Origin of the sequence: Formosa sp. Hel1_33_131 (assembly GCF_001735745.1) — a bacterium.
Lineage (GTDB): Bacteria > Bacteroidota > Bacteroidia > Flavobacteriales > Flavobacteriaceae > Hel1-33-131.
Genome location: NZ_CP017260.1, coordinates 1,383,961 through 1,401,053, shown reverse-complemented (window position 1 = coordinate 1,401,053; position 17,093 = coordinate 1,383,961). Strand labels below are relative to the sequence as shown.

The window sequence follows — 17,093 nt, the reverse complement described above, 5'->3', positions numbered from 1 at the left end:
TTAAGAATTGATCCCAAATCTATTCTACGTCATGAAAACCGTATATCTCTTATTTTTAATTTTCCCTTCCCTTTGTCTCTCTCAAGGTGAAGCGAATCAAAGCGTGTTTACGAACACAACCACCTTAGAGATTTTTGCCAATAAAGAAAGTAATTACTCCAACCAAGCCATCGTTGTCAATGAAGGATTTGGTATTGAATTAAGTACATTCAATGGTGTATTTGTTTTTAAGACGCTCAGTATTTCTCTGGGGGTTGGCATCGCTTTTAATGTTAAAGACGACTATAAGTCCATCCCAATTGTTGGAGATGTAAAATGGTATTTGAAAGAATATGGGATCAACAGTCCTTATGTTTTATTAAACGCAGGGAAAAGCTTGAATATAAGTGGATTCTCAAAAGGATACAGCTCAAAATTAGGGATTGGCTATACTTTTGAAAGTGATTATCGTGTTCAATATGTGGTTGAAGCCTTTGTGAAAAGCAAGGAGTTTTTAATGATCGAGGAAACAAATTCAAATTATCTCATCTCTAGTATCGGACTGTCACTAGGGTTTAAATTATAACTAAAATACAAACACATGAAACATCTATATCTAATACTTTCTGTAATTCTATTTTCAGTTACAACAGAAGCACAAAAAAATGCCAGTGTTGAAAAATCAATTAATGGAATTCAAACAGGGTTTTTCGGTGTTTGGATTCATAATGAAACAAGACTGTCCAATAGCATCGCTTTAAGAAGTGAAATAGGCTTAGATACCGGTCTTTTTGGAGGTGATTATTATAAGAATGTAAATTTTATTTTGTTTCCAACGTTGAATTTAGAACCTCGGTTCTATTACAATTTGAATAAACGCTTCAATAACGACCAATCGATTTTAAAGAACTCAGGGAATTTCTTAAGTTTAAAATTAAATTACACGCCTGATGCGTTTGTGATTTCAAGCATTGAAAGCGTTTCTATAGCTGAAAATTTTTCATTAATCCCTAAGTGGGGAATTAAAAGAACTGTTGGGAACCATTTCACTTATGAGTTGGGCATTGGAATCGGTTTTAGGAAGTATTTCTTAAAACAATATGGATTTACTTCTAATAAAACTGAAACGGCTTTGGACCTCCATTTAAGGGTTGGGTATACTTTTTAATGTTCGTTATAAACAAAACATGGGAAGCTGAAACGAGTTCAGCTTGACAAGTACAAGGCTTTTTAGGCGACTTGTTTATAAGTATAAATTAAACCACTAGCCATTCAAAGCTTCCGCCCCACCAACAATTTCTAAAATCTCATTGGTAATGGATGCTTGACGTGCTTTGTTGTACGTCAATTTAAGCTGATCTCTGAGCTCCGTAGCATTGTCGGTTGCTTTGTGCATCGCAGTCATTCGGGCGCCGTGCTCGCTTGCAAAACTGTCACGTATGGACTTGTACAATTGTGTCTTTAACGACTTTGGAATTAAGGTCTCTACAATCTCTTCTTTAGACGGTTCAAAAATATAATCGAGGTTTCCATTGGTATCCCCTTCTAAGGGCTCAATTGGCAAAAACTGCTCGGTCATGATTTCTTGAGTCGCTGCATTTTTGAATTTATTATAAATAACTTCAATCTTGTCAAATGCTTTGGATTCAAATTGCTCCATGAGCATCTCTGCAATTGCAGCAACATTGTCAAATGTTAAATCGTCATAAACAGGACTCTGATTGGAAATGATCTCAAAGTTTTTTGAGAGGGCATCATTCGCTTTTTTTCCAATGGCTACCACAGATACATTGGCATCGTAACTTTCCGCTACTGCCGTTGCTCTCTTGATAATATTGGAATTGAACGCACCACACAACCCTCTGTTGGAAGTAATGGCTACAATAAGCACGTTTTTGATTTCGCGTTGTTCTGAATATTTACTACCAGAATCGGCGTCCAAAGTGGCACTTAGGTTTTGTAAAAGCTCCGTTAATTTATTAGCATAAGGACGCATCGCTGTGATGGCATCTTGTGCTTTTTTCAACTTAGCAGCCGATACCATTTTCATGGCACTTGTAATCTGCATCGTTGAAGATACGGATGCTATTCTATTTCGGATTTCTTTTAAATTTGCCATGTTTCAAGTTATGAGTGCAGAGTTATGAGTTTTTAATGATTGCTACTAAAATTCTTATTAACTCTTCACACTTATTCATCATTTCTGTTGGAACTTCTCTTCCTGTAGCTTCAAGAATTTCTAACCAATATTTGGTCTCATCAGCTTCCTTTAAAGCAATTCCAAATTTATTTTTAAAGTCCTTTTTACTAACTCCTCTTTGAGCTTCTCTTGTATTGGCTCCAATACTCGTTCCGCTTTTTAGCAATTGAGAAGCTAACTCAAAATCCTTATTTTTTTTAATTTATCCGTAAAATGAACAATCTCACAAGCAAACTAAAAACTCTTTACTCGTATAGGACTGTTATTTAAAGACATTTTTTTTAAGCTATTAATATGAAGTTAAAGAAATGAGCTTATAACTCTGAACTCATCACTCTAAACTCCTAACTATTTAATCTTTATACTTTCCTGATAATTCTTTTGCAACTGCTGTTAACGTATCTGTAACTTCGTCTGTTAATTTACCTGATTTTAAGGTTGCTAACACATCGCTGTGCTTGGCTCTTAAAAACTCGATGTATTCCGTTTCAAATTCTTTTACTTTGTTGACAGGCACGGCTCTTAACAAGTTTTTAGATCCTGCAAAAATAATTGCAACTTGATCTTCTACTTTGAAAGGATCGTTTTGTGCTTGCTTCAAAATTTCAACGTTACGTCTTCCTTTTTCAATCACATTTAAAGTGACGGCATCTAAATCAGATCCAAACTTAGCAAAGGCTTCCAATTCACGGAATTGAGCCTGGTCTAATTTTAAGGTTCCAGATACTTTTTTCATCGCTTTAATCTGTGCATTTCCACCCACACGAGATACCGAAATACCGACGTTAATTGCTGGACGAACACCAGAATTAAACAAATCACCATCTAAGAAAATCTGACCATCCGTAATCGAAATTACGTTGGTTGGAATATAAGCAGATACATCGCCTGCTTGTGTTTCAATAATTGGAAGGGCTGTTAAAGAACCTCCTCCTTTTACAATTGGCTTTAAGGAGTCTGGTAAGTCGTTCATGTCTTTTGCAATTTCATCGTTGTTGATGACTTTTGCTGCACGCTCTAATAAACGGGAGTGTAAGTAAAATACATCTCCTGGATACGCCTCACGTCCCGGAGGACGACGTAATAAAAGTGATACTTCACGGTAAGCAACGGCTTGTTTTGATAAATCGTCATAGACAATCAATGCTGGACGACCCGTATCTCTGAAAAATTCACCAATAGCGGCGCCTGCAAAGGGTGCATATACTTGCATTGGTGCTGGATCCGAAGCATTTGCTGCGACAATTGTCGTGTATGCTAAGGCTCCTTTTTCTTCCAATGTTTTAGCAATCAATGCCACTGTTGACGCTTTTTGTCCAACAGCTACATAGATACAATATACAGGTTCCCCTGCATCGTAAAATTCTTTTTGATTTAAGATGGTATCAATACAAACGGCCGTTTTACCGGTTTGTCTGTCACCAATCACCAACTCACGTTGTCCACGTCCTACTGGGATCATGGCGTCAATGGATTTGATACCTGTTTGTAAAGGCTCAGTTACAGGCTCACGAAAAATAACCCCGGGTGCTTTACGCTCTAAAGGCATTTCGTAAAGTTTCCCTTCAATAGGGCCTTTACCGTCAATCGGTGCACCAAGTGTATCTACCACACGGCCAACAATTCCTTCACCAACATTGATGGAAGCAATACGTCCGGTACGTTTTACAATAGAACCTTCTTTTATGACGTTAGAAGCGCCTAAAAGTACGATACCAACATTGTCTTCTTCAAGGTTTAATACAATCCCTTCAAGATCGCCTTCAAATTGTACAAGTTCGCCATATTCTGCATTGGAAAGTCCGTATGCACGCACAATACCATCCCCTACAGTTAATACAGTTCCTACCTCATCTAAGGAAGCTGTTGCTTCGAAACCTGAAAGTTGTTGTTTTAAAATTGCTGATATTTCAGCTGCTTTTACTTCTGCCATCTTAATTTATTTTATACCTCTGATTGAATCTCAGTATAGTTTTAGTTAATTGTAAATTTACGTTTTAACGTATTTAATTGATTCGAAACACTCGCATCGTATTGTTGATCTCCAACTCGTAAAATGAACCCACCAAGGATGTTTTCATCTACAGAATTGCTAAGGGTCACTTCCTTTGTGGTTAAGGTTTTAAGCTTTGCCATGACTTTGGCTTCTAATTCAGAAGTCATCGGGATGGCGGTGGTTACAAAGGCATTTTCTTTATTGTTTGCTAGATCGTATAGAATCCCGAATTGGGTAGCTACTTGACCTAGAATATCGACTCTTTTGTTGGTTACAAGAATATTAAACAACGATTTACTTTCTGAACTTACAGAAGGAAATACAGCTTTCAATACATCTGCTTTTTCAGATAGTTTGACCACAGGGCTTTTGAGCGCTGCTTCCAAAGAAGCATTGTCTGCAATTGCTTGACCGATAAGGGTCATATCTGCCTGGACTGCCGCTGCTTGTTTGTTATCTGATGCTAAGCTTAATACGGCTTTTGCATATCTTATTGCTGCTCTTGTTCCTGCCATGATTAATTAGTTTAGGGTAGCGTTTTCCAACATTGATTCCACTAATTTTTCTTGTTTCGCTTTGTCTGAAAGCTCTTCACGAACCACTGCTTCTGCAATAGAAATTGAAAGTTCTGCAACCACTGATTTTAAATCGGCAATAGCGGCTTTCTTTTCAGATTCGATAGCGGCTTGTGCTTGTGCTACTAATTTATTAGCTTCTTCTTTTGCTTCTGTTTTTGCAGATTCAATCATACTGCTTTTTAACTCACGTGCTTCTTTAAGCATGGCTTGACGTTCGGCACGGGCTTCTTGCAAAATACGGTCGTTATCTGCAGTAAGATTCTCCATTTCTTTACGCGCATTTTCAGCAGATGCTAGAGCGGTTTTGATACCTTCTTCACGCTCGCTAACAGCTCCTAAAATTGGATTCCAAGCAAATTTTCTTAAAATCACTAATAGAATAATGAACGTTATTGCCGTCCAAAATACCAATCCAAATTCCGGTGTAATTAAATCCATTTCTTTGTTTTTTTTAAATAACTTAAATTTAAAAAATACTGAAGCAACCAACCGTCACTTCAGTATTCTTTGTGTTTTTACCCTTGTAAAAAAGCAACAACAACTCCAAAGAGTGCTACCGCCTCTACGAAGGCTGCTAAAATTAATGCAGAAGATTGAATTTTTCCGTGCATTTCTGGTTGACGTGCCATAGCATCCATGGCAGATCCACCAATTTTACCAATACCAACACCAGCTCCAATAGCTGCTAAACCAGCTCCAATAGCTGCAATTCCTGTAATAGTAGTCATAGTTATAAATTTAAATTAATTAATGTTCTTCTTCTGTTGCCATTCCAAAATAGAGGGCTGACAATATTGTAAATATATACGCTTGTATTGCTGTAACAATAATTTCGATTACTGTAATAAATAACGAAAACGCTACAGAGACGGGAGCAATCGCAACCGACTTAAATACAAATATTAATGACATCAATGCCAATATGATAACGTGTCCTGCTGTAATGTTGGCAAACAAACGAATCATTAACGAGATTGGTTTGACGAACATTCCAATAATCTCAATAGGCATTAAAAATATTTTCATTGGCACAGGAACTCCTGGCATCCAAAAGATGTGTTTCCAGTAATTTTTGTTACCACTAAACGTTGTAATTATAAATGTAAACATTGCGAGTGTAAACGTAAAGGCTATGTTACCACTTAAGTTGGCTCCATTTAAAATTGGAATCAACCCAAAAATGTTATTGATCCAAATAAAGAAAAAGATGGTTAACAAATAAGGCATGTATTTTTTATACTTGTGCTCACCAATCATTGGTTTGCCAATTTCATCTCTTACAAATACAATTAAGGGCTCCATAAATCCAGCAATCCCTGTTGGGACACCATCTTTAGACTTTTTGTAGCTTCTTGCAGTTGTTAAGAATATCAATAATAGCAGTGCCACAGAAACCCACATCATAAATACGTTTCTGGTAATTGAAAAATTTAGAGGTTTATGTGCATTTGTTGGGTGGTGTTCTGCATCATAAGCGACGGCAGTAGCGCCGGCCTCTAATTGATAAATTTTTTCGTGTAATTTAACAAAGCTCCCACCGTTTGCTTGCACAATTGTTTTACCTTCATCATCATGGTGAAATTGACTTGAAGAAAATGTTGTTATCCCATTGTCTGTCCACAATATAATTGGTAATGATAGTGATACAGGGGTTCCTTTCCAGTCCCATAAATGAAACTCATGCGCATCCTTTACGTGATGTAAAATCATCGCTTTTGGATCAAAAGGCGCATCATCTTGAGTTGGTTCGTTTTCCTTGGCAAAACCCACAAAAGAAATTGCTAAAAATAATGTTGAGAATAATACGGTTCTAAAGGAGTTCAATACGCTGCTTTTAATTAAAAATACCTTGATTAATTTTGCTGCAAATGTACACACATTTAATGAAATGACAAATAATATTTAAATGATTATTTGTCGCCTTTTGGAGTGGTATCAAGTGGTTCGTTTTTTTGAAGAAATTCCGTCACAGAATACACTTCAAAAGCCAATAAAATAAAATATGGAACGAAAAAGTTCGTTAAATCATATCCTTGTTGTTCAGGCTTAGATAAAAGCCATGGCAATAGAAAAACAATAACTAGAATCATTTTTAAAAGCATCCCAAGCATAAAGACATTAAACACTTCTGTTTTTCCTATGGAGTCGCGGTAATTTATGAAAGAATAAATCAACAAAACGGTCACCACATGAAATAAATAAATATGCCAGAGTGGGAAAAAAAGTAAGATATCTTGTGCGAAATGGTAATTTAGATAGCTATGCACTCCAAAGAGCAATATACTTATTACCGACAATTTAATGAGAAAGTCTAATTCTCTTTTTTTAAAGAGTGTATTCATTTATTTATCATCTTTTGAAGCCGAAATAACACGTCTTATCACAAAATAAATTGATAGGATTACTGAAAATAAAGTGCCTATTAACGTAAAAAGATTAGTGTCGTTAGGGTGTTTTTCATCGAGCTTGACCCCTACAAATGTCCCTACAGCAATGATTGCTGCCATCTGAACACCTATCGCAGATAGAATTCCGAGTTGTTTAAGCGGATTGTCCACTTTTTGAATTGTTTTGAGATGTGTCTACTTTTGTTTCGTTTTTCAATTCTTTTACAGAACCTTTCATAAGACAGCTTGCGTTAAAGGTTGCACCAGGCTCCACAGATAGTTTCCCTATTTGCACTTCCCCATCTATATATGCAGAAGAACGTAAGTTAAGCGTGTCGGAAACGTTTAACGTCCCTTTGAACTTCCCTTCCACATCCGCATTAGCACAAGTTAAAAAGCCTTCAACCGAACCTGTTTTCCCGATGACAACTTTCCCTGAAGTATTCAATGATCCGTTGATAATCCCTTCGATACGAAAGTCGCCTTCGCTGATTAAATCGCCCGTAAAGGTGGTCCCTTGAGCGATGGTATTTTGTTGCGAAAATGTATTCGAATTTGATTTTTTGTTCTCTGTAAACATAGCTGTCGTGTTTTAATTAATGGTTTCTAGGTAGGCTTCTAGGTTTTTATGTATTTGAACGGTTTGATAATTTTTGGAAGAAATTCCAAAAAATGGTTTAGATATTATAAAGTCATTTTTGTTTTTTAATATTTCAGCAAATCCAAAGGCACCTTGGACACTTTTTAGTCCATGAACCACTACAAATATAGTGTTTGTATCGTAACGGTCTTTTGAAATGCTCAATTTAAAATAGTCAATATCTTCAATAGCAGTGCTTAAGGATTCATCAAACGCCTTGATTTCATCGGTTTCTGACGCTTCAAATTTAAAAATAGTTTTGAAATTCGTTTGGGTTGAGTCCTGAACAAACTCCACACTTTCTAGCTGTGGAATGACTGTTTCGTACATTTGAGCGGCTTTTTTCCCTTCGATGCTGCTTGGGTAGTTTAAGGCTACAAAGTTGAGTCCTTCTTTATAAGCCTCAAAACCAAACAACCGAGCTTTGGAGGTTACTTTTAAAAGTTCTAGCTTGGGTACAATTTGATCGCCATCAAGTCTAATAATTTGTAGATCGCACCCATCAATGACCTGTTGGTATTCTCCCAACTCAAACTGCGCATATAAATTATTGTAAAGTGTTTCGGGGCTATTTTCGTTATTTAACAAGGCTGATTCTGGGTTTAACAAAATTTCAGCATATCGAGAATCTGGGAAGTTCTCAATAATATCGCTTTTGGCAAGTGCTTGCAAGCGCTTCAAATCTAACAGCGCATATAATTTGTAGAGGTTGTATTTTGCTGGCAACACAAGGCGCTCTTCAGGGTTTTGTTTCAATAAGTATTCGAGCTTATTCTGTGCGCGTTTATACTCCTTAAACTTGTCTTTATATATAAGTCCCAATTGGTAATAGGCAAAATTGCGTTCTTTAGCGATGCTGTCCAATACTTTTTCTTCGGTTGGGATTTGCGCTAGATAATAATCCACTGAATAACGTTTTTGTTCTTCCTCTTCCGCGGCTTCTGCAGCCTTTTCTATTTCATCCGTTGTTTCTGTGTCAGATTGTGCAGATTTACTAGACCAACGCCAATTGGTTTCTAAAGCGCGATCGCCCCATATTCTAATAAATTCATTTTTGCCAAATGCCACAGTTGTTGGGTTGTAAAAATAAAAGGATTTTCCCTTTTTTGTGACTGCATTTTGAGAGGCTCCAAAAGAATTTCCAGTGGAAGCAGCTACTTTTTCTGATACTTCTTCTTCTAGTTTTAAGGTCTCAATATAGGATTGGAAGTACACTTCTTTATCAGCGTCTGACATGGCTACAACACTTAAAATACTGTCATTATCTTGAGCAATGGATTCGTAATAAATGACATCCTCTAAATTCTCTCGTTTACGTTTAATGGCGCGAAACGATTTGCTGTTTTCTTTAAGGCTTAATAAGGTGCTGTCATAATAAGATCCTGCCAAACTGTACTCCGAATAATCAAAGTTTAAATCTCCTAAGGTTTGATAGTTTACCGCTTTCAAATAGTCATCTTCGGAATTGGTTCGCAGCGATTTATTGAAATAGGATATGGCTGTTGAATCCGATTCGTTCTGAAGTTGATACTTCGCGATTTGATGGTAGATTTTATCTAAGAAAGGTCTGTTTTCTCTGTTGGTTTCCAAATCTTCTAACAGCTCTTGAAGTTCAAGTTTATCACCGTTTTTGAGGTCAAAATTTTTGACTTTCTCTAAATGCGCACTAATCATATAGGCTCTTGGTGATCTCCGATTGAGGTCAATCACTTTATCAAACGCAAGGTTGGCACTGTCTTTTTTCCCTAAAGCGGAATAGAGCTGACCTTCTATAAAATGTAAACGCCCACGTTGTTCGTTATTTTTCGTCAGCTGCGATGCCACTTGTAACTGGGTAATCGCACTGTCCAAGGCTTTGGTTGTAATGTAAGCTTGTGCTAAGGTCGAGGATGCTTCAACGATATCGTATTTGGACAAGTCTTCTAATTCAATAAGTCTCTTCAGGTTTTTAATCGCTATGTCTTCGTTTTGGAGGCGAAGATTGGTTTTGGCTCGCCAAATTTTTGCTAAGTTAATATTGTTACTTGCAGGGTATTTAAACAAAATATAATTAAACGCCTCTAATGCGGGAATAAAACGATTGTCGAAATAACGGGCTTTGCCCAATAACATAAAAGCTTCATCAATTTGAGGATTTTTTTCTTTTCCCTTAATATTCATCCCGTGTTTTTGGATGGCTTTCACGGCTTTTACTTCCGCAAGTTCAATGCTTAGGTTTTTTGCTTTGTTCCTGAAATCAATGTCATCGGTGATTTGTAAACGCTCCACAGGAAGAATTTCCCAATAATTGTCTTTATATGCAGCAATGACAGAAGTTTTTCCCGATTCCAAAGCTACATTCCCATTATAGAGGATATTGTACTTTGTGTTTACGGAATGCCAAGCACGGTTCAGGAATCTATCTTTTTTCCTAGAACAACTTGTAACAGTTAAGACTATTATAATCCCAACAACTATATAATTAAAAATGTTTTTCAACAGAGATGTCTTTGTTTATTCATAACTAAAAGATAGCACATTATCGTATGCAAGGTTGTAAAAATAACCATCTTTTTGTACAAAACTAACAAAATATAGTGATTTGCCTAAAATTATAGTAATAACCGTTCTAATTTTGGGGAAGTCTTAACAGATGATTATCTTAAATCTTTCTTATTTTTGTTGAAAAAACTTTCATGGCTCAATTTCATTCTTTAAAAATAAAATCCATTTTAAGGCAAACCGATAAAGCGGTGAGCATCACTTTTGAGGTTCCAACGACCTTAAAAACTGAATATACTTTTACGGCCGGTCAATACATTACCTTAAAAACAGTGATTGATGCTAAAGAAGTTCGAAGGGATTATTCTTTAAGTTCAAGTCCTCAAAGTGAATCACTGACGGTGACTGTTAAGGAAATTGAAGGTGGTGTGTTTTCGTCCCATGCCAATAGACAGTTAAAAACTGGCGATACTCTAGAGGTTGGCACCCCTAACGGACGTTTTGTTTATGACTCAGAAACCAATAAGGCAAATACTATTGTAGCCTTTGCTGCAGGAAGTGGAATTACGCCGATAATGAGTATTGCTAGAACCGTCTTGGAAACGAAGACCGACAGCACGTTTGTGTTGATTTACGGAAATAAGAGCCCTAAAGAAACTATTTTCCACGAAGAAATTTTAAAACTACAAACACTTTATACCGACCGTTTTAAGGTACAATTTATTTATAGTGAAACCGATGAAGAGGGTGCATTATTTGGTCGTATTGATAGCGGCAACGTTAATTATATTCTTAAAAACAATATTACTGTTGATGATTCTCAGAAGTTTTATTTGTGTGGCCCCGAAGGAATGATCAACTCCGTAAATAGTATTCTAACTGAAAAAGGGATTGAAGCTTCTCAAATTCTATTTGAATTGTTTACAGCTTCCGCGGTAAAATCAACCAGTACAAGTACGAATGAAGGGGAGTCAGAAGTCACGATTCTTGTAGATGAGGAAGAAATGACTTTAGTAATGTCTCAAAAACAAACCATTTTAGAAGCGGCACTCGCCAATGATATTGATGTGCCTTATTCGTGTCAAGGGGGTGTTTGTAGTAGTTGTATCTGTCGGGTGACTGAAGGGACTGCTACGATGCGACAAAATAACATTTTAACAGATAATGAAGTTGCGGAAGGACTGGTTTTAAGCTGTCAAGCAGAGCCAACCTCATCGACGATCAAAGTTGATTTTGACGATATTTAAAGCGTGTCTTGAACCGTTTTTATAATACTCTCAACTGAAATGGTTTGCATCGCTAACTCATACCCTTCTGGATAGTTGTTTCCGTAAATTGATGTTGGGATTTTAGGATATTTTCCTAAATCGGATAGTAGGTTATGGGTCGCCAATTGATGAAACGGTGCAAATCCCGCAAAGGGATGTGTGACTCCCCAAAGCGTCACTACTTTTACCCCAAGCATTGCTGCCATGTGTCCATTACTAGAATCCATAGAGAGCATTACTTTTAAATTAGAAATAATATCTAATTCTTGATCTAAGCTGAACTTCCCCGCCACACAACCTACGTTTGAATATTTAGACGCGATGGTTTCTAATTGTTTGGTTTCAGTTGGTCCCCCTCCGAATAATAAAATTTTCGACTCTTTTTGGAGTTCAAAAATGACTTTGTCCATTTTTGAAATGGGATAGGTTTTGGAAGCATAGGCCGCAAAAGGCGCAATTCCAATAACGGGTTTTGAAAAATCTCCAAGTACTTTTGTGATTTCAGTATCTAATGGTTTGGGGGTGGGAAAAGAAGGGGTGTCTATTTCAAATTCAAAACCTAGATTTCTAAAAACATCCGCATAGCGTTGTGGCGTTGTGCGTAATGGCGTGCTTATTTTTCCTGTGATTAATGCCTTTTTTTCAGCGCGGCCTTTGTCTATTTGAGTAAACTTAAGACCTGGCAAAAAGAGTTTTAGAACCTTTGTTCGCAATACGTTGTGCAAGTCTGCAACAGCGTCTATGTGGGTGTTTCGCACTGTTTTTGAAAGTCGATATAATCCAAGAACTCCTTTGTGAGTGGTGTTAAAATCTGCAGAAAGAACGGTCACCATTTTCAAATCTTTAAACAGTGGTGTAAACTGTTTTTTGGTCAACACCGTGAGTTTAATAGTGGGATTTGCGTTTGAGAAAGCGGTCAGTACCGGAACGGTCATTGCAACATCTCCCATGGAGGAGAGTCTTATGACAAGTATGTGTTTGAGATCCGACACTAAAATAAATTATTTAATTCCTCTTAAAACGGGGTTTAGTTCATCGTCATTATACATTTTCATTTGCTTATAAACCTTCATGTATTTGTCGCCGTTGGCAATGTCTTCTAGCAAATCGTCAATGGCAGTAGACAAGTCCGTACGTTGTTCTAAAAGTGTATTTAGCTTTGTTTGACAGCTTTGTTTATGGGCTTCCGTGGCATCCTCACGAACTGTTTCAAGCTGCATGTGGTAAATCTTAAGGGCTAAAATCGATAAGCGATCGATTACCCATGCTGGACTTTCAGAGTTGATTTTGGCCGTTGGTTTCGCCTGAACGTTTTTGTAGGTCTCTAAAAAATAACTGTCGATAAACTCAACGGTGTCTGTTCTATCTTGGTTAGAAGCATCAATCTTTCGTTTTAATTTTAAGGCTGCTACAGGATCAATATTTGGATCTCTAATAATATCTTCATAAGCCCATTGAACGGTATCAATCCAACTTTTTCTATAGAGTAAATGTCCGATAAGGTCTTCGCCTTTATCGTGTTTATTCTGAAACGGTTGATCAACTGAATTTAAAACTTTATAGGTTGCTATAACGTCTTGAAAAATGGAATTGGCTTTGTTTGAAAACATGCTATTTTATTTATGTGGCAAATATAAGAGTAATTCTTTAGTTTAGTTTAGCGGAAATGGAATATTCAGCCCAACTTGAAACAGCACTGCAAAAAGCAACACTCCTAAAACAAATTCTGATAACCAACGATATTTGGTCGTTTCAGAAAAATTTGCCAACACAATCGCGGAAGGTGCAAACGCAAACAAATAACCTGCAAGACCGTGATTCGAACTTAGAAACACAATGGTAATTCCTGTAAGAATTGCTAAAATAAGTACTGAAAAACTAGGGTTCACTACTCTGTTTTTAAGAAATCCTTTTGCAATAAAACTGCCAATCCCAAATAAAACAAAGGCTAGGAATAGAAGGGACTGTGCCTCTATTATTGTGTTATTGAATGAAAAGGTGTCAAAGCTAATGGTGGGTAAATATTCGATAAGGTTTGGAAACATATTTTTTGTGAGTAATCGATAGCAGGTCAAAAGTATTCCAACGGCTAAAATCCCACAAAAAGGAATGACGGTGTTTTTTGTTTGAGCAACGGAGTAAAATACCATCCCCAAAAATAAGACTGCAAAGAACAAAATAGCCCAAGGTTCATAAATAGCTGCTAGACAAATCCACATAGAAGCATCTAATAGTTTCTTTTTGATGTTTGAATTGGTTTTTAAACTCACGATTCTTCGAAGTGAGAGCAGTATAAAAAAGTTTGAAATGAGTACAGAATTCGTTTCTAGGCAAGATGGCATGAGTCCAATAAACAAACAAAAGTAAAGTGCGGCGTAACTATTGTTGTGGGTTAAGTTGTTTTTGGTGACGATAAAAATTAAGGTAAAAAAAGACGCCAAGAGTATTGAAAGATAGCCTACTTCCCTTAGAGTGTTGGAGAGATTTACTTCGTAATCAACTGTAATAATTCGTTGAAATACAAACATACAAATCAGTACAACTAAGAAAATTATATAGTGAATTGGTTTAGATGTTTTAAAAAAGCTTGTAATCATATAAAGTGTTGACTATATTTGCCACGTAAATATAAGGTTATTATAAAAATGTTTTGTCAAGGAACAGTATCATTTGACATTTTATAACCCAAAAACTTTAAACTAAAGACCGATGAAAGATTTTTTTAATGCCATTCAAGACCTTTTCGAAACTGTATTGTTAGCACCCTTTGATGCTTTAAGAGTCCTTGAGGTAGAAAACTGGTTTGGCGCCAACATTATGTCTTGGATATTTATGAGTATTGGATTGGTTGCCTTTGTGTATTGGATGTTACAATTGAAGTCTTTTAGTGACAATAATGAAGAAGATAAAAGTATCTCTTCCCATTCTTATCTATAGATCGAATCCAATATCTTTTCGATAGTTCATGCCGTCAAATTTGATGTGTTCTATTGATTTATAAGAGGTGTTTAAAGCCGATTTAAAATCCGCTCCAAAAGATGTGACAGCCATCACGCGCCCTCCTGAAGTTACAATTTTTCCATCTTTATTATTTGCTCCCGCATGGAATACAATCGAGTTTTCAACTTTGTCTAGACCTGTGATTTCCTTTCCTTTTTCGTAGGCTTCTGGATACCCCCCCGAAACTAACATGACTGTTACTGCGGTTTGAGGGTCTATTTCAATATCAACTTCATTCAAACATTGTTTGTCGATGGCTTGGAATATCTCAACTAGGTCTGTTTTTAGTCTTGGTAAAACAGCTTCGGTTTCTGGATCGCCCATTCGAACGTTATACTCGATCACAATGGGTTCTGAGTCCACCATAATAAGCCCAATAAAAATAAATCCTTTATACGGCAATTGATCTTTTAGAAGGCCGTCAACCGTTGGTTTCACGATTCTGTCTTCTATCTTTTTTAACAACACCTCATCGGCAAAAGGAACGGGGGAAATGGCGCCCATACCTCCTGTATTTAAGCCTGTATCGCCCTCTCCTATTCGCTTGTAATCTTTGGCGGTAGGTAGTAGTTTGTAATGTTTTCCATCGGTTAAAACAAAACAACTTAATTCAATGCCATCTAAAAACTCCTCGATGACAACCTTAGAGCTTGCAGCACCAAATTTAGAATCTACCAGCATGTTTTTAAGCTCTTGCTTCGCTTCATTTATATCTGACAAGATGAGTACGCCTTTCCCTGCAGCGAGACCATCTGCTTTAAGTACATACGGAGGTTTTAGGGTTTCAAGGAATGCATAGCCTGCCTCAAGATTGTCTTTTGTAAAACTTTCATAAGCAGCTGTTGGGATGTTGTGTCGATATAAAAATTCTTTTGCAAACTCTTTGCTACCTTCAAGTTGCGCAGCGGCTTTTTGAGGGCCAATCACAGCGACGTGCTGTAATTCTGTATCGTCCATAAAGAAATCATAAATTCCATTTACCAATGGGTCTTCTGGACCTACAACAACCATTGAAATGGCGTGTGCAAGAACTTGTTTTTTAATGCCTTCAAAATCGGTGACTGAAACATCTAAATTGGTGGCTAAGGATGCTGTACCAGAATTTCCTGGCGCGACAAATAACGCATTACACAATGGGCTTTGGGATACTTTCCAGGCAAAGGTATGTTCTCTACCTCCTGAACCTAATATTAAAATATTCATGATACTGTTTGAATTAATATGCTTTTTCTTCTCCTTTGATCGTATTGAAAAGTGTTTGAAAAATAATTTTTAAATCTAAGAAGAAGGACCAGTTTTCGATATAAAAAATATCGTGTTGCACACGTCCTATGATGTCATTATCAGTTTCTACCTCACCTCTAAATCCACTCACTTGAGCCAAACCAGTGATTCCAGGTTTCACAAAATGTCGCACCATAAATTTATCTATTTTTTTGGCGTACATATCTGTATGGCTCAACATATGAGGTCGTGGCCCCACTACTGACATGTCTCCTACAAGTACATTGAAAAACTGTGGCATCTCGTCCATACTTGTTTTACGTAATAGTTGTCCAAATCTAGTAATACGATCATCCCCGCGGGTGACTTGTTCTAAGTCTGCCCTTGGATTGGTAACCATGGATCTAAACTTGAAACAATTGAAAGATTTGAAATTATATCCATTTCTTAGTTGCGTAAAAAACACGGGGCCTTTGGATTCTACTTTAATGACAAGTGCGATCAGTGGAGTAAGCCAAGACAAAATTAATACAATTACTGCCAAAGAAAATACGATATCAAATGCTCGCTTTAGGAGTGAACTCAAGGGGTCGTCAAGAGGAATCGTCCTGAAGGTTAGGATTGGAATGATTCCATAGTAATCATGTTGCAATTTTTTGGACAATACTTTGGTTCTATCTGGAATAAACTTAACGACTTTAAGGTTGTTGTCTGCGTAGTTTACGACTGCTAAAAGATCTTCATTGTTAAGTTCTGATATTGAACAAAAAATCTCATCAATTTCTTCGTTTGTAATGTAATCAAAAGTGGCTTCTAAGTCTAGTTTGGATCGGTCTTTGAAACAAACAATTTTTTTATTTAGAAAGCCATAGGCAGGGGTCTCTATAAGAAATTTTTCCAGCGATTTAGACTGAGGGGTTTCACCTAAAATAATCGTTTTACGAATATTTCCTTTAAAAATTGATCGATACCTTTTTAGTAAGAAAAACATTAGATATTTGAAAATCGCAATGCAAAAAAACGATGCTAAAATATATTTAATGATAAGTGTCGGACTAAGATTAAGATTGAAGTTAATCCCTGAATACGCAAACATTAATAAGCTAAAAAGGAGAATTTGTCTAAAAAGTAATTTAGCTATTCTTATAACGGTAGAATATCTATGAACTTCATAAAAACCAGATACAAAAGTCGTTACAAGCCACCCAAAAGAAAGAAATAATATAAAGTTTAGAGGGGGGATCTCTGTGAAAAAACAAAAAATCCCAAGCGCATTTATAAGCACCAAATCGGCTGCGTATGAAATGGGTTTTATAAATCCTGAATATCGACCTTGCTTA

20 protein-coding genes are annotated in these 17,093 nt (G+C 36.6%); 4 read left to right on the top strand and 16 right to left on the bottom strand.

Annotated features, from left to right (window positions below):
• Positions 1-31: 31 nt before the first annotated feature.
• A complete protein-coding gene (locus tag FORMB_RS06360) occupies positions 32-565 on the top strand; it encodes a hypothetical protein (RefSeq protein ID WP_069676659.1) in 534 nt (177 codons plus the stop codon).
• Between the two features lie 15 nt (positions 566-580).
• Positions 581-1,147: a hypothetical protein gene (locus FORMB_RS06355; RefSeq protein ID WP_069676658.1), complete on the top strand. Its 567-nt coding sequence runs from the start codon at positions 581-583 to the stop codon at positions 1,145-1,147.
• Positions 1,148-1,243: 96 nt separating this feature from the next.
• On the opposite strand, the gene atpG is transcribed toward FORMB_RS06355, so the two are convergent.
• From atpG to porW, 11 genes are all read right to left on the bottom strand, one after another.
• Positions 1,244-2,098: an ATP synthase F1 subunit gamma gene (gene atpG / locus FORMB_RS06350; RefSeq protein WP_069676657.1), complete on the bottom strand. Its 855-nt coding sequence runs from the start codon at positions 2,096-2,098 to the stop codon at positions 1,244-1,246.
• Between the two features lie 22 nt (positions 2,099-2,120).
• Positions 2,121-2,345: a four helix bundle protein gene (locus FORMB_RS06345; RefSeq protein WP_335583319.1), complete on the bottom strand. Its 225-nt coding sequence runs from the start codon at positions 2,343-2,345 to the stop codon at positions 2,121-2,123.
• A gap of 186 nt (positions 2,346-2,531) precedes the next feature.
• Entirely contained in the window at positions 2,532-4,112 is a 1,581-nt protein-coding gene (gene atpA, locus FORMB_RS06340; protein WP_069676656.1) for a F0F1 ATP synthase subunit alpha, read from the bottom strand.
• 41 nt (positions 4,113-4,153) lie between these two features.
• A complete protein-coding gene (gene atpH, locus FORMB_RS06335; protein WP_069676655.1) occupies positions 4,154-4,690 on the bottom strand; it encodes an ATP synthase F1 subunit delta in 537 nt (178 codons plus the stop codon).
• 6 nt (positions 4,691-4,696) lie between these two features.
• Positions 4,697-5,191: a F0F1 ATP synthase subunit B gene (locus tag FORMB_RS06330; RefSeq protein ID WP_069677916.1), complete on the bottom strand. Its 495-nt coding sequence runs from the start codon at positions 5,189-5,191 to the stop codon at positions 4,697-4,699.
• A gap of 77 nt (positions 5,192-5,268) precedes the next feature.
• Positions 5,269-5,481, bottom strand: coding sequence for an ATP synthase F0 subunit C (gene atpE / locus FORMB_RS06325; RefSeq protein ID WP_069676654.1), 213 nt, complete (start codon positions 5,479-5,481; stop codon positions 5,269-5,271).
• 19 nt (positions 5,482-5,500) lie between these two features.
• A complete protein-coding gene (atpB, locus tag FORMB_RS06320; RefSeq protein ID WP_069677915.1) occupies positions 5,501-6,577 on the bottom strand; it encodes a F0F1 ATP synthase subunit A in 1,077 nt (358 codons plus the stop codon).
• An 86-nt stretch (positions 6,578-6,663) separates the two neighbouring features.
• Positions 6,664-7,095 (bottom strand): hypothetical protein, encoded by a 432-nt coding sequence (locus tag FORMB_RS06315; protein ID WP_069676653.1) that lies wholly within the window; start codon positions 7,093-7,095, stop codon positions 6,664-6,666.
• Positions 7,096-7,311 (bottom strand): AtpZ/AtpI family protein, encoded by a 216-nt coding sequence (locus FORMB_RS06310; RefSeq protein ID WP_157498084.1) that lies wholly within the window; start codon positions 7,309-7,311, stop codon positions 7,096-7,098.
• Entirely contained in the window at positions 7,295-7,720 is a 426-nt protein-coding gene (locus FORMB_RS06305) for a bactofilin family protein (protein ID WP_069676651.1), read from the bottom strand. Before FORMB_RS06305 ends, FORMB_RS06310 begins: the two co-directional genes overlap by 17 nt.
• Before the next feature lie 12 nt (positions 7,721-7,732).
• A complete protein-coding gene (gene porW, locus FORMB_RS06300; RefSeq protein ID WP_069676650.1) occupies positions 7,733-10,258 on the bottom strand; it encodes a type IX secretion system periplasmic lipoprotein PorW/SprE in 2,526 nt (841 codons plus the stop codon).
• Positions 10,259-10,455: 197 nt separating this feature from the next.
• Here porW and FORMB_RS06295 point away from each other — a divergent pair, with 197 nt between their 5' ends.
• Complete coding sequence (locus FORMB_RS06295; protein ID WP_069676649.1) at positions 10,456-11,508, top strand: 2Fe-2S iron-sulfur cluster-binding protein; 1,053 nt, start codon at positions 10,456-10,458, stop codon at positions 11,506-11,508.
• Here the strand turns inward: FORMB_RS06295 and FORMB_RS06290 are convergent.
• The 3 genes from FORMB_RS06290 to FORMB_RS06280 are packed head-to-tail and all read right to left on the bottom strand — an operon-like array spanning position 11,505 to position 14,057.
• Positions 11,505-12,479: a glycosyltransferase family 9 protein gene (locus tag FORMB_RS06290; RefSeq protein ID WP_069676648.1), complete on the bottom strand. Its 975-nt coding sequence runs from the start codon at positions 12,477-12,479 to the stop codon at positions 11,505-11,507. The two genes, FORMB_RS06295 and FORMB_RS06290, sit on opposite strands and share 4 nt — an antisense overlap.
• Before the next feature lie 51 nt (positions 12,480-12,530).
• Positions 12,531-13,139 (bottom strand): DUF4254 domain-containing protein, encoded by a 609-nt coding sequence (locus FORMB_RS06285; RefSeq protein WP_069676647.1) that lies wholly within the window; start codon positions 13,137-13,139, stop codon positions 12,531-12,533.
• A gap of 42 nt (positions 13,140-13,181) precedes the next feature.
• Positions 13,182-14,057: a DUF6427 family protein gene (locus tag FORMB_RS06280; protein WP_157498083.1), complete on the bottom strand. Its 876-nt coding sequence runs from the start codon at positions 14,055-14,057 to the stop codon at positions 13,182-13,184.
• Between the two features lie 181 nt (positions 14,058-14,238).
• On the opposite strand from FORMB_RS06280, the gene FORMB_RS06275 reads away from it, so the two are divergent.
• Positions 14,239-14,466: a DUF6341 family protein gene (locus FORMB_RS06275; protein ID WP_069676645.1), complete on the top strand. Its 228-nt coding sequence runs from the start codon at positions 14,239-14,241 to the stop codon at positions 14,464-14,466.
• On the opposite strand, the gene purD is transcribed toward FORMB_RS06275, so the two are convergent.
• Together purD and FORMB_RS06265 are read right to left on the bottom strand one after the other, a co-directional pair.
• Positions 14,461-15,732, bottom strand: coding sequence for a phosphoribosylamine--glycine ligase (gene purD / locus FORMB_RS06270; RefSeq protein WP_069676644.1), 1,272 nt, complete (start codon positions 15,730-15,732; stop codon positions 14,461-14,463). The genes FORMB_RS06275 and purD overlap by 6 nt on opposite strands.
• A gap of 13 nt (positions 15,733-15,745) precedes the next feature.
• A complete protein-coding gene (locus FORMB_RS06265; RefSeq protein ID WP_335583334.1) occupies positions 15,746-17,038 on the bottom strand; it encodes an exopolysaccharide biosynthesis polyprenyl glycosylphosphotransferase in 1,293 nt (430 codons plus the stop codon).
• Positions 17,039-17,093 lie beyond the last annotated feature (55 nt).